The following is a 12,425-nucleotide window of genomic DNA, read 5'->3' as shown; positions in this document are numbered from 1 at the left end:
TCAGAACGACCTCCAGGGAAATGTTGATGCCCGGACGCAACACACAAGCGCCCACGCCAGATGAAGCACCGCGCGCGCCCCGCAAAGGGGTGAAGGCCGGCTCGACCTTTCGGCTGACCGTCAGTTTCATGCTGATGGTGGTCGTGGCCTTTCTGGCGGTCGAGAGCTGGCGGACGTGGCGCGACTATCGTTCGGTCTTTGCTTCCGCGCGCGATTCGGTGACCAACCTCGCCCGCGCCACGGCGCAACATGCCGAGGACACCATCCGCCAGGTCGATGTGCTGACTGCGGGGCTGGCCGAGCGGGTCGAAGGCGATGGGCTGCAGAACCTGGATGTGGCGCGGATTCACAAGCTGCTCATCCAGCAGTCGAAAATCATGCCGCAGCTGCACGGCCTGTTCATCTACGGCCCGGACGGCCATTGGATCGTGACCGACAAAGAGGTCACGCCCGAGACGGCCAACAACGCCGACCGCGATTATTTCCAGTACCACCGCACCCATGAAGACCGGCGCGTGCGCATCGGCCAGGTGGTGGAAAGTCGCTCCACCCACGACCTGATCATTCCGATCTCGCGGCGTTTGAACAACCCCGACGGCTCGTTCGCCGGCGTACTGCTGGGGACGGTCAAGGTCAGTTATTTCGTCGACTATTACGGAGACTTCCGCATCGATGATAAAGGCGCGCTGGTGCTGGCGATGCGCGACGGCACGATCCTCGTGCGCCGACCGTTCATTGCCTCGGTGGTCGGCAAAAGCCTGGCGAACAGCGAGATCTTCAAGACCTACCTGCCCAGCTCCAACCAGGGCATCGCCCAGATCAGGGCGGTGGTCGACGACACCGAGCGCCTTTACGGCTATCGCGCACTGACCACTTACCCGCTGGTGGTCGAGGCCGGTTTGTCCCGGGATTCCATCATCGCGCCGTGGCGCCAGGATCTGCTGAAAAACGGCTTCGTGCTGGTGTTCCTGATTCTGGTGCTCGCCTGTTTCGGGCTCATCGTGCTGAGCCAGTTGCGCCAGCGGATCGCGATGGAACGGGAGATCCGCTCGGCGCACAAAACGATGCGCGACATGGCGCTGACTGACAGCCTCACCGGTCTGGGCAATCGCCGTCGTCTGGACGCGGCGCTGGCGGACGAGATTCGCCTGGCCCGGCGTCAGGGCTCGTCGCTGTCGTTGATCATGCTCGATGTCGACTACTTCAAGCGCTACAACGACCAGTACGGCCACGCCGCCGGCGACGACTGCCTGATCGCGGTCGGCGACGGTATACGGAAAGCGGTCAAGCGGCCTTCGGACCTGGCCGTGCGCTACGGCGGCGAGGAGTTCACCGTGCTGCTGCCCAACACCGACAACGCCGGGGCGATTCAGGTGGCTGAAGATATTCTGCAGACCATTCGCTCGCTGGAGCTTGAACATGCCGGGCATCCGCTGGGGTATGTCACCGCGAGTGCGGGGATTACCACGCGCTACCCGGTTGACGATGCAGTGACCCCGGCCACTTTGCTCAAGTCGGCCGATACTTGTCTGTATCAGGCCAAGCAGCAAGGGAGGAATCGCTGGTGTTCGGCGCAGGCATCCCGGCAAATACAGCCGATTGCGGCGATGCCGCGCACGGATCGCTGAGCGAGCCCGCGCTTCACGATTTATTTACCGGCTCAACCTTGGAATCGGCCCACACTCCCTCATATCAAGGAACATCTGCGACCCATTCGAGAGGAAGGACATGCCATGACCACTCAAACCGAAACTGCCATTCTCGCCGGCGGCTGCTTCTGGGGCATGCAGGATCTGTTACGCCGCTACCCCGGTGTGCTGCAGACACGGGTCGGTTATTCCGGCGGTGACGTGCCGAACGCCACTTACCGCAATCATGGCAATCACGCCGAAGCCATCGAAATCGTCTTCGACCCTGCTGTGATCAGCTATCGGCAGATCCTCGAGTTCTTCTTCCAGATCCACGATCCGAGCACGCCCAACCGTCAGGGTAACGACCTCGGTCCGAGCTATCGTTCCGCGATCTACTACCTGAACGAGCAGCAACGCGATGTCGCCGAAGACACCGCTGCCGATGTCGACGCGTCAGGCCTCTGGCCAGGCCGGGTGGTCACCGAAATCGAACCGGCGGGACCTTTCTGGGAAGCGGAACCGGAGCATCAGGATTACCTCGAGCGCATTCCGAACGGCTACACCTGCCACTTCATTCGCCCGAACTGGAAGCTGCCGAAACGCGGTTGAGGTGCTGCGGGGTCGGTGCGCAACGCGGTGTTCATCGCGTTGTGCCTGATCCCTTTCTTTGGTGCGGCCTTACGATCGAATAGCGCCCATGCCCTCCACTCTCCTCAGCCTCGTCACCTGGCTTGCCCTTGTAACGCCGGCCCAGGCTGACACCTGCCCTGCCGGCGAAAAACAAGTGTGCCTCGACAGCTGCATTTGCCTGCCGGATCCGGGGCGCCTGTCTGAGGACCTCTTCCGGATCGCGGCCCCAGCTTTGGCCATGGGATTGACCCAGGCCCACGCCGAAGTCGCCAGCACCGGCATCAAACCGATTCCCCCGCACATTCGGGAGCAACTGCTGCGCTGGTATGACCCCGGCGTCCTCGATGCCGTGCACTACAAAATCACCGACGACGGCCAATACAACGCCGCCACGGCCATCCTGCAAAACCCGGATGTCGGTGCGGTGACGCTGATCGACATCATCCTGTTCCGCGATGCTGAGACTGCAGAACAGAACGTGACGCTCTGGGCGCATGAACTGAAGCATGTGCAACAGTTTCAGGAATGGGGAGTCGACGGTTTTGCGCAGCGCTACACGCAGGATTTCAATGCGGTCGAGGCGCCGGCGTATGCGATTCAGGGCGAAGTCAGGCGATGGTTGCGAGCAGGTACTGAAAAATGATCGAGCATTCTCTGGTCAAAGTGCCTTGCGCATGAACACCCGAGCAAAGCCGTCTTCCGTGGCGCGATGGGTTTCGAGATAGCCGAGCTTTTTGTAGATCTCGATGTTTTCGGTCATCCGTTCGTGGGTATACAACCGCACCGCCGCCAGCCCTTTGCCACGCGCGTGTTTTTCACAGAACGCCATCAGCACTTTTCCCAGGCCCTTGCCCTTGTGCCGAGGTGAAACGGCGACGTTGACCAGAAGCAGTTCGGTATCTTCAGGGCTCATCACCAGCACACCGACAACCTCGTCAAGGTCGGTCAGGACAAACGTCTCGTTGGCCTGCAACACCTGCCGGTAATCCTCCAGCATCGGCGCAGGTTTCTTGCCGATTCTGGCGATGTACGGAGTGTAGGCCTCAGTGACGAGTGCGGCGATGCACTCGGCATCCTGAGGTTGAGCGCGGCGAATGGTTTGCACGATGGGGCTCCGGTCGAATGTCAGGCATGCCGGCGATAGTCCCACAGTTCAAGTCCCCAACACACCTAGGCCTTGCCTACCGAAACCGCCGCCCTCGCCTGCCCATGCTGCCGCGTGGTCACCAGCCCGATAAAGGAAATCGCCAGCGCCAGGCCAATGGTCGACGTCACTTCCAGACGATGCTCGGGCGTCACCATCATCACCGCGAGCGCGGCGCAGATGAACGCGATCACCAGCCACGTCAGCCATGGAAACAGCCACATGCGAAACGTCAGCTCGACGTTCTGCCGACGCAACATCCGTCGCATGCGCAATTGCGAAACCGCGATCACCAGATACACCAGCAACGCGATCGCACCGGAGCTGGCGAGCAGAAACTGGAACAGCCCGGCCGGCATGAAATAGCTGAACAGCGTCACCCCGGCACCGATCACGGTGCTGGCAATCACCGCCGCCCTCGGCACGCCCGCAGCGGAGGTCACCTTTAACGGTTGCGGTGCATCGCCGCGACGACCCAGCGAGAACAGCATCCGCGAGGAAATGTAGATCGAGGAGTTCATGCAACTAGCCACGGCGATCAGCACGACCACATCGACCAGGAATTTGGCGTTGGGAACGTTCATAAGCTCAAGCGCGCGCTGGTAGGAGCCGACGGACGCCAGCAGCGGATCGTTCCAGGGCACCACCGAAATCACCACGAAAATCGACAGCAGATAAAACACGCCGATGCGCCAGATCACCGAGCGCGTGGCCTTGGCGATGTTCTGCGCCGGGTTGCTCGATTCGGCGGCCGCGATGGTCACCGCTTCCGTCCCGATGAAACTGAACATGATGGTGATGAAAGCACCGACCACCGCCGACAAGCCATTGGGCGCAAACCCGCCGTGCTCTTCCATCAACCGACTCAAGCCGCTGGCCTCACGCTCCGGAATCCAGCCCATCAACACCGCAAAACCCAGTCCGATGAACCCGATAATCGCCACCACCTTGGCCATCGCGAACCAGAACTCGAACTCACCGTACTTTGATACGCTGAACAGGTTGGTCACCACCAGCAAAATGATCGACAACAGTGCGAACAACCACGCATCGACCTGGGGAAACCACTGATTCAAGACATGCCCGGCGGCCAGCGCTTCGATCGGAATGACCAGCACCCAGAACCACCAATACAACCAACCAATAGTGAACCCCGCCCAGCGCCCGATGGCTTGATCGGCATAGGTGGAAAACGATCCCGTGTCCGGATGGGCCACGGCCATTTCGCCGAGCATGCGCATGACCAGCACGACCAGCAGACCGGAGAAGAGATAAGCGAGCAAGACGGCCGGGCCGGCGGCGGCAATGGCGTGGCCGGAGCCGACAAACAGCCCCGCACCGATGATGCCGGCAATGGAAAGCATGGTGACATGACGCGGCTTGAAGCCCTGCGCCAACTGACCGTTCGAGTCCTTCGAGTTCAGGCTATTCATTGTTTTTGTTGTTCTCTGGTGATCGACGTTTGGGCGTACTGACGACGTGTCAGGCGATCATCATTTCTTCCTGTTGCCCTGCTCCAGAGCGGCGCACCTCAAGCGCTGCAGCGTTACAAATCGGTCGGACGACGACGCAGGGCGATGAAATGATGCGTCACCTTACGTGCCCGGCGTTGATGGTAAATAGCCTGGGAGCGGCATGGGGGCGTCTGATTTCGACATGGTGAGTGGCGTTCGGACTTCTGTCGGAGAGCCGATTCCTGCACAATCGCCGGCTTTTTTCGCGACAGGAAGTCCCCCATGCAACGGATCGTCATTCTGGGCAATGCCGGCAGCGGTAAATCCACCCTCGCCCGCACCCTCGGCGAACGCCTCGGCCTGCCGGTGATCCACCTCGACAAGCTGTTCTGGGAACCCGGCTGGGTCGAGCCCGACGCCGAGCAGTTTCGCGTCCGCGTACGCCAAGCCATCGCGGCGGACACCTGGGTCTGTGAAGGCAACTACGCCCGACGAACCTTCGACCTGCGTCTGCCTCGCGCCGACCTGATTATCTGGCTCGATACTCCACGCCTGACCTGCCTCGTCCGCGTGATCAAACGCAGCGTGATGAACCGCCCTCGCCCGGATCTTGCTGCGGGTTGTCGAGAAAAAATCGATCGGGCGTTTTTGACCTTTCTGAAATTTGTATGGAATTTCGACCGGGGCTATCGGCCGGGAATCGACGGAGTGCGCCAGGCCATTGGGCCGGAGATTCCGGTGGTGCATTTGCGTGGGGCGCGGGAGATTGCGGATTTTGTCGAACGGCTACCGGTAACAGGCAACGCTGTGCTGGTTTCCGGTAACGAATAGACCGGCCAAAACACCGACGTGTTTAAGGGCTTTTTTGATTTGTGTTTAGAAACGCCCGGTGTTACCTCACGCCGCAACAACGGGTCATCGGCAGGCGTGATTAGCGGGTGCGCTAACCCGCAAGGATCTGCGTTTTGCTGCCCGCGTCGACGGGCAGCCCTTTATACGGAGCGAGTTCAAATCATGCTAAATTGCCATCGCTGGAAAAATTGGAATATCAGACCAAACAAAGGGAAGAGAAAAGTGAAGAAACACGCAACCAAATTTATTGCGTCAGCTTTTTTTTATGCCGCACTATCTGGCTGTGCAAATAACAACCCCTATACAAATTACTATTCCGCCCTGAACGGATCTACACCAGAAAACATAGCTGAATTTCGAGCTGCCCCTCCGTTAGAAACTCCGCTAGTCGATAACGTTAGCCCTGCGCAGGGACAGGGACGCCTGGATATGTGGGCACGCAGAGGTTACTTGCCGATAGGCATAGCGTCATTCAACAGCGCACAACCTATTCCTGAAAAATTTGCAGTCGACCAAGCGAAAGCCGTCAAGGCCGATCTGGTCGTAATCAGAAGCCCTGAATATACGGGCAGCTATACAACTTCGACCGCTGTTGTGAAGCCCACTATAAGCACAACAGAAGGATCGGCGCTGCTGATGGGCGCTAACGGCCGCACCAATGCCGTTGTTAAAGGGTCGGGGACAACACTTACCACAACCACAGATTATGTTCCGACGACAGAGCACCGCGCAGATTACGCCGCTGTCTATTTCATAAAACAGGTCGCTATATTTGGAGCGCGGACTGCAGACCTGACGGACAAGGAGCGCCAAGAGCGACAGTCAAACTTTGGCGTTAAAGTAACCATGCTCACTGAGGACTCTCCTGCTTACAACGCAGACATCTTGGTAGGAGACATCCTTGAAGCGCTTGATGGCGAAAAAATTAAAGCTGCCAGCCAGCTAGGCGACATGATTGGCACAAGATCGGGCAAGAAAGTGGATGTCACTCTCACCCGTAACGGGAAGGTCATTACGAAAAGCGTTCAGTTCAACAAACAATCCTGAAGCGCATTCGAACTTGGCGGACATTGAATCCGAAACCCTCGTATCACCGCTACTTCATACAAAACAAAGCCCCGATCATTCGGGATTTTGTTGCTTCTTATAAAAGGGGGGGCTGATTTATTTAGGAAAAATAAATCAGCCCCCTTTTTCTGCTCTTTTTCTGGCCGGTTTCACCCCTTGGTCAGATCAACCAACGGTGCCTGCCGCACCTCGGTCTCCCGCCCGCCCTGAATGTCGCTCACCTGCTTCAACGCCTTATGCACCGCCGCCTTATCCGCCAACAAGCTGTAGCTGATGCGGAACTGTTTGTGTTCCTTCGGCCCGATGGTGGGTACCAGGTTCAGTGGCCGCTGATAACGGCGGTTGTAAGAAAAACTCGTCCCCGGCTCCAGTCCGGTGACATAACCCTGACCTTGGGTATCGGTGTTCTTCCACAGGGAAAATACCGGCAATGTCTGCGTATTGAAGCCAACCGAAACACCCAGGCTGCCGGCCTTGTTATGCAACACGGTCAACGTATCGCCCTTGGCATCGGCATAGGGCACCACGTTGTAAACCGTTTCGTCGTAGTCTTTGGTCGGTGCGCGATAGGTTTGCCATTCAGCCAAATCGCCCTTGGCTTTGTCGTTGAACGGCGACACCTGTTTCACCGGCGCGACGAAACGAGCGCCCTGCTCCAGGAACGGGGTGCTGAAGTTGCTGTGGTACAGCGCCTGGTATTCCTTCGGATAGTCGCCGTTGTTGGTCAGGGTGTCGTTAAGAGCGAACACTACGCTGCCGGGTTCGGTGACCAGTTCGGTGGCGACGGAGAAGTCGACTTTCTTGAACGCCTGCTCTTTCAGCTCACCGCGCAGGGTGATGGCGTACGGTGGCGTTTCATCGATGTGCAGGGTGACTTTGTTCGCAGGAATGTTGGCGGCCCGGCCGTGCAGGGTCAGCAGTTCGCCGTTGTCGACGCCGGGGTGGCCGACCCATTCGTATCCGCAGCGGGTCACCAGCTCATTGAAACCCTCCAGCCAGCCCAGACCACCGCGGCCATTGAGTTCGATGAAGGACGGATTGACCACTTCCTTGACCGGCGAATCCCAACCCATGCGCACGTCGCCGACCGAGGCCTGCAAGACGTTCATTCCCCGCGTCGGCACCACCGAGAGTTTCATCGTGCCGTTATCGATGTCGACAATGCTGACGCCCTCCTGCCGCCCGCCGTGCAAGGTGCGCAGGCTGACGCTGAAGGGCTTGTCGGTTTTCACGCCGAGTTGCTGGCTGGTGATCTGCCAGTTCTGAGCGGCTTTGTCAGTGTCGAGAAGAACGTAATCCCAGGCCATGGCGTGGGAGGCAGCGGACAGTGCGCTGAGGGCAACAACGAGTTTGAGCGGGGTCATGGGAGCAGCCTTTCTTGGAGTTGTGCCGTTTTTATAAACCTGCTGAAACGTTTCATCAAGCTTAAAAAGTGACGCGTGTTGGTAGGTGCCAAGAAAGAATGGGTACGGACAGGAAAATTGAAAACGATGTGATGGGGTTATCCCGCAGACGGGAGTCCGCTTTTTTTAGGAGCGGCATGGACGTCTGATTTCGACATGGCGAGGGCGACGTGTTTAAGCGTTTTATGAATGGTGTTTAGAAACGCCCGGCATTACTTCCCCACGGCTACAGCGTCTTGCGTCATTGCCTACGACTACGCCAGAATCCGCCGGCTTGTGCGTCTGGGGTGCGGGTTTTATCGTTTCCGGGTCACTGAAAAACAGTGATCGGGTTTGGTAGCCCGCAGCGCTGACGCATCGCGTCACCTCATGCAGTTGCATTCATGCGACTGGATTTATGGTGGCCATGCTCAGGGCTTCTTCGGAAGCGCCGGTTCCAGTGCTCCGGTCTACCAACCTGCGTATGGTCGCCACCCCTCGTTTGGTAGCGAGAGTGGATGACTCCCATTTAAATAAGTGCTGGAGATTCATCTATGTTCAAACCAACACCGAACCCACCGGAAACCGATCCGGTATCGCCCTACAAATTCCCCGATTCCCGAACCCTGAACGAAGCGGCCGAACGCGCGCTCGATCACTACCTCACTCCGCAACAACGCATCATGGGCAGCCACCACAAACACGACCCCATGTACATGGCCAACCCTGCCTACAACACCGAATCCCTCCTGGCCAACGCCAGCGAATCATTAGGATCGGCCAGTGAAATGCTTAATAACTTTGCGGCCACGCTGGAGCCTGCCCACCGCAAGACTGCGATCGGAATTGCGCAGTTGGTGATGTTGAGTGAGTTGGCGGTGAATCAGGCGTTGGATCATGTTGAGGTGAAGACCTAAAACGCTAGCCCTCTGTCGCGACTGATTAGTAAGGAACACCTGAGCAAATAACCGAAGCTGCCATAGTGAATGGCAGCTATCGGCCAGTAGCGGACATCCGGGAACTACTGCTTCCGGCCATTAGCGGACGTTCACAAGCGACCGCTACCGGCCAGAAGCGGACATCGGAAAGCTATCCCTATCTGCCAAAAGCGGACGTTCAGGAACGAGTGCTTCCGGCCAAAAGCGGTGGATGGACGTCTTACTAACGAAACGGTAGGCTATTGTTTAGACACGGAAGGGTTCGCTGCTTATGTCAAAAGCACATTGGTAATGAACTATGAAATCTAAATAGCAACGGTTTTATGCGGCAACTCTTGCGCTTTTAGAGGCGACGAATATCTCACATGACTTTGGTCATAAGCCAAGGATTAGCATTGAAAGAATTTAAACTTGCCCTTCTAGTCTTTATTACTGCATCGACAGTCGCTGTAGTACCATATTTTTTTTCGATGTATGCAGCAGGAAACGTCAACATCAGCTCAAACAATCAGGATTGGGGTGGTTTCGGTTCATATATCGGCGGAATCGTAGCGCCAGCAGCGTCGCTTTTAGCAGGGTACTTGGTTTATAAAAGTTTTTCTTCAAACGCGCATCAACAAAAACTGTTGTTGGCGCGAGAGTCAATTTCAAGACTGGATTCAGTGCTTGAGAAAAAACTGGAGGCGCCCTTTAATAATGATTGCCTCGGTGCAGAGTATCGCGGTCAGCCGCTTAGGGTCGTCATTTACGCTCTTTCAAACCATGATGTGGCGACAGATGAGGGGGTAAATAAAGGAATATTGTCATTGCTACACAACATAGCAATAATGACTGAATCCATAAGATATTATATTGGACTCTTAGGTGCGCATCCATCTACCGAAAACGACAACCACTGGCTAGGCGACTTGGAAAAAAGTTATTGGATTGAAAAATACTCGGCAATTTGCTCGCGCATGGTGCGAATTGTTGGTCGAAGTTCGTTTGAAGAAAAGCTAAGCACGGAGCAACTCAGGAGCTTTCAATTGGTGCTAGGCGGCAATAACGGACTGTAGCGATACGATCGAGTCGTTCGAACCCTTGATTTGTGTGCAGGAGCTGATGGAGTTGGTGCTGTAATACTGTATTTTTGCTTGCCCTGATCTATGGTTAGTTAAGGTCAGTCCGCCCACCCTCGCGACAGGCAGAAATCGGCCAAATCGAACGTTCGTACATAGCCGCTAACGACCAGAAGCAGACACCAATTAACCGAGTGCTCGCGGTCGATAGGTCTTCTAGCATTTCATTTGAATAACATCGAAAGCAAGATTTCTAATAACGATTCAGTAACCTACAAAAAATTAATGATTGAATGCTACGATGTGCGCAAAAATCTTTGCGCACAAATCTTTAGCCCCGTCGGACAAACTCCAATCTGTTGTCCTCATAATCTCGACTGCCTCTCGGCAAAATTTGACTTTTTCACTTATAGTCCCACTTTCATCTGCAAATACACGCCGAGCGGTGGCTCCCCGTCCTTTCAAGCCCAGACATTTATCTAAGTGATAACCGATACCGTGCTCAGATACAGATACTGCCTTGCTCGATATTTTACTTAGGTTTGAAATCTCTAACCCAACTGTGGTCTTAGATTTTTTTCGCAAAAATATATTTTTTGAAACCTCTTCAATAATATTCAGTGGTAGTAAATTCTCAATCTCCTTGCACGGCAATAAGTGATAACGGTCTTGTAATTCTCTACTCAACACCTCAGACCGGACGCCTTTATTTATGATATCCCCATCGGCAATAAGAAAGGCTGCAGCACAAAGTTTAGATGCATTTAGCCTATCCGTGTTTTCTCCATCATCAAACCCCCAATGACCGAGGGTGCCACCTTGATATTCAACAAAGGCATAGTGGAAATTTTCCAACATCCCCTCTAACTTCACTTTAAAAACAGAGTCATTCAAACCTTCCAAATATTTAGCCAGGAAAGCTTTCAAATAAAGCCGATCAGTTATACCTTCAACCCAAATTGTAGAATTAGCGAGATAAACAGAAGAAGCTAGCACTCCTAGTTCTGCTAATAAATCCCTATCCCTGGTACACTCTTGAATTTGAAAGCAAGCGCGCCCATCATCCTCAAATTTATAGACTTTGTGAATCATGACATCCTTACTATTTTCGGCAAGGTCAAGTAAATGATTTGAATGAGTGGTAGCTAAATATTGATGATCTGTATGATTTATTAAAAATAACGCTAGTTTTCTAAGTAGGCCAGGATGAAGACATGCTTCAGGCTCTTCAATAAAAAAAATTGAGGTACTCTTCTCTAGATACGCGGCCGAAGTTATGATAATTACCTGCTGAAGCCCATCCCCCAAATCGTATATGGGAAATTGATTGTCAGTTCCAATTTTAACAGCTACTGTATCTTTTCCATACTGAGGAATTAATGTAATATCCCTCCCGCCAAAAAACTCATTACCCAATATGCGCTCATACTCTTTAATTCTCTCGCGCTCTTCTGGCTCTCCCAACAAAAATCGAGCCAATAAATCATATAGATTAAATCCCGTCACAATATTTAAGGCATCTTTTGGTGATGAGTAAAAATAGTCCTTAATTGTCCGATCAAAATAAAGATCTGCGGCATCCCCTAGCGGCCTCATCCCTCTAAGTATCGGGATATAATGTCGCTTGGAATCGGCAACCTTGCTGCTCACGCTTATAACCCTATTAAGCTCTTCAATAGGTAAGCCATGTCCAACTATTCTCTGAAGCTCGTAATAGGCACTCAAGTCCCCGCCGCCGGAATAGACTAGGTTAGGGTTAGCCGCGTCACTCAAAACCTTCGACAGGTCATTCATTATAGATTTTATTTCTTCTACACTTTTACATGATCCAGAATAAAGCTCCATAAATCTACTGCAACTTAATCCAACAATTGCTCCGCCTCTTGAAATGATATCGAAAATTTCGCCAAGCTGGTGGCAAGCCTCTTGAAATTGCCAACCCAACCCGATGCTTAAATTCTTTACAGGGCTTGAAAATAAAGTGCGAAGAAGTCTACTTTTTCCACTATTGTTTGGGCCAATTAAGAAGTTCATCCTTTGAAGTCTTAGATGCTTCTCAGGCTCAATATCAGTGCGATACCCTTTTATGTCACTTGACCAAATTTTGCTAATAGACATTATATATACTCAAAGTACAAATCAATGAAGTCACTATCGATAGGCATCGAAGTTATTAAACAAGCGCATGCTCCTGGCGGATTATTACTAAGCGTGGACTGCAGGCTCCGGCCGGTTGCGGTCTCTGCAAAGGTCAGCTCCTAGTCGAAA

General features: G+C 54.2%; 11 protein-coding genes. 7 read left to right on the top strand and 4 right to left on the bottom strand.

Translation table 11 applies throughout. The annotated features are described in order from the left end of the window. Nucleotides 1-26 precede the first annotated feature (26 nt). From AC1Q9F_RS00350 to AC1Q9F_RS00340, 3 genes are all read left to right on the top strand, one after another. Nucleotides 27-1,628 carry a sensor domain-containing diguanylate cyclase gene (locus AC1Q9F_RS00350; RefSeq protein WP_492619373.1) on the top strand — a complete coding sequence of 534 codons (1,602 nt, stop codon included), beginning with the start codon at nucleotides 27-29 and terminating at the stop codon, nucleotides 1,626-1,628. Between the two features lie 105 nt (nucleotides 1,629-1,733). Continuing rightward, complete coding sequence (gene msrA, locus AC1Q9F_RS00345; protein ID WP_085604879.1) at nucleotides 1,734-2,240, top strand: peptide-methionine (S)-S-oxide reductase MsrA; 507 nt, start codon at nucleotides 1,734-1,736, stop codon at nucleotides 2,238-2,240. An 88-nt stretch (nucleotides 2,241-2,328) separates the two neighbouring features. Then, nucleotides 2,329-2,904, top strand: coding sequence for an eCIS core domain-containing protein (locus AC1Q9F_RS00340; protein ID WP_492619374.1), 576 nt, complete (start codon nucleotides 2,329-2,331; stop codon nucleotides 2,902-2,904). Nucleotides 2,905-2,919: 15 nt separating this feature from the next. Here AC1Q9F_RS00340 and AC1Q9F_RS00335 read toward each other — a convergent pair whose 3' ends face one another. Both AC1Q9F_RS00335 and gabP read right to left on the bottom strand, forming a co-directional pair. After that, nucleotides 2,920-3,366, bottom strand: coding sequence for a GNAT family N-acetyltransferase (locus AC1Q9F_RS00335; RefSeq protein ID WP_492619375.1), 447 nt, complete (start codon nucleotides 3,364-3,366; stop codon nucleotides 2,920-2,922). 65 nt (nucleotides 3,367-3,431) lie between these two features. Continuing rightward, entirely contained in the window at nucleotides 3,432-4,838 is a 1,407-nt protein-coding gene (gabP, locus tag AC1Q9F_RS00330) for a GABA permease (protein ID WP_492619376.1), read from the bottom strand. 303 nt (nucleotides 4,839-5,141) lie between these two features. Here gabP and AC1Q9F_RS00325 point away from each other — a divergent pair, with 303 nt between their 5' ends. Together AC1Q9F_RS00325 and AC1Q9F_RS00320 are read left to right on the top strand one after the other, a co-directional pair. Next, nucleotides 5,142-5,690, top strand: coding sequence for a P-loop NTPase family protein (locus AC1Q9F_RS00325; RefSeq protein WP_492619377.1), 549 nt, complete (start codon nucleotides 5,142-5,144; stop codon nucleotides 5,688-5,690). Nucleotides 5,691-5,873: 183 nt separating this feature from the next. Next, nucleotides 5,874-6,758 carry a PDZ domain-containing protein gene (locus tag AC1Q9F_RS00320; RefSeq protein WP_492619378.1) on the top strand — a complete coding sequence of 295 codons (885 nt, stop codon included), beginning with the start codon at nucleotides 5,874-5,876 and terminating at the stop codon, nucleotides 6,756-6,758. Between the two features lie 170 nt (nucleotides 6,759-6,928). Here AC1Q9F_RS00320 and AC1Q9F_RS00315 read toward each other — a convergent pair whose 3' ends face one another. Further along, nucleotides 6,929-8,143, bottom strand: coding sequence for an aldose 1-epimerase family protein (locus tag AC1Q9F_RS00315; protein WP_492619379.1), 1,215 nt, complete (start codon nucleotides 8,141-8,143; stop codon nucleotides 6,929-6,931). A 572-nt stretch (nucleotides 8,144-8,715) separates the two neighbouring features. On the opposite strand from AC1Q9F_RS00315, the gene AC1Q9F_RS00310 reads away from it, so the two are divergent. Then, nucleotides 8,716-9,078, top strand: coding sequence for a DUF6124 family protein (locus AC1Q9F_RS00310; RefSeq protein WP_007958158.1), 363 nt, complete (start codon nucleotides 8,716-8,718; stop codon nucleotides 9,076-9,078). A 386-nt stretch (nucleotides 9,079-9,464) separates the two neighbouring features. Continuing rightward, complete coding sequence (locus AC1Q9F_RS00305) at nucleotides 9,465-10,154, top strand: hypothetical protein (protein WP_492619380.1); 690 nt, start codon at nucleotides 9,465-9,467, stop codon at nucleotides 10,152-10,154. Nucleotides 10,155-10,439: 285 nt separating this feature from the next. Here AC1Q9F_RS00305 and AC1Q9F_RS00300 read toward each other — a convergent pair whose 3' ends face one another. Next, complete coding sequence (locus tag AC1Q9F_RS00300) at nucleotides 10,440-12,275, bottom strand: AAA family ATPase (RefSeq protein ID WP_492619381.1); 1,836 nt, start codon at nucleotides 12,273-12,275, stop codon at nucleotides 10,440-10,442. Between the last annotated feature and the right edge of the window lie 150 nt (nucleotides 12,276-12,425).

The sequence above is a fragment of the Pseudomonas sp. GW823-FHT04A03 genome, assembly GCF_058796615.1.
The sequence above is the reverse complement of the archived record's forward strand: the minus strand, read 5'-3'. Positions and strand labels throughout refer to the sequence as shown.

What these genes read in the sequence shown, in the direction of transcription:
- AC1Q9F_RS00320 (WP_492619378.1), top strand. Translation starts at nt 5,874, where the DNA reads ATGCTAAATTGCCATCGCTGGAAAAATTGGAATATCAGACCAAACAAA.
- AC1Q9F_RS00340 (WP_492619374.1), top strand. Translation starts at nt 2,329, where the DNA reads ATGCCCTCCACTCTCCTCAGCCTCGTCACCTGGCTTGCCCTTGTAACG.
- AC1Q9F_RS00300 (WP_492619381.1), bottom strand. Translation starts at nt 12,275, where the DNA reads ATGTCTATTAGCAAAATTTGGTCAAGTGACATAAAAGGGTATCGCACT.
- AC1Q9F_RS00350 (WP_492619373.1), top strand. Translation starts at nt 27, where the DNA reads ATGCCCGGACGCAACACACAAGCGCCCACGCCAGATGAAGCACCGCGC.
- AC1Q9F_RS00305 (WP_492619380.1), top strand. Translation starts at nt 9,465, where the DNA reads ATGACTTTGGTCATAAGCCAAGGATTAGCATTGAAAGAATTTAAACTT.
- AC1Q9F_RS00315 (WP_492619379.1), bottom strand. Translation starts at nt 8,143, where the DNA reads ATGACCCCGCTCAAACTCGTTGTTGCCCTCAGCGCACTGTCCGCTGCC.
- msrA (WP_085604879.1), top strand. Translation starts at nt 1,734, where the DNA reads ATGACCACTCAAACCGAAACTGCCATTCTCGCCGGCGGCTGCTTCTGG.
- gabP (WP_492619376.1), bottom strand. Translation starts at nt 4,838, where the DNA reads ATGAATAGCCTGAACTCGAAGGACTCGAACGGTCAGTTGGCGCAGGGC.
- AC1Q9F_RS00325 (WP_492619377.1), top strand. Translation starts at nt 5,142, where the DNA reads ATGCAACGGATCGTCATTCTGGGCAATGCCGGCAGCGGTAAATCCACC.
- AC1Q9F_RS00310 (WP_007958158.1), top strand. Translation starts at nt 8,716, where the DNA reads ATGTTCAAACCAACACCGAACCCACCGGAAACCGATCCGGTATCGCCC.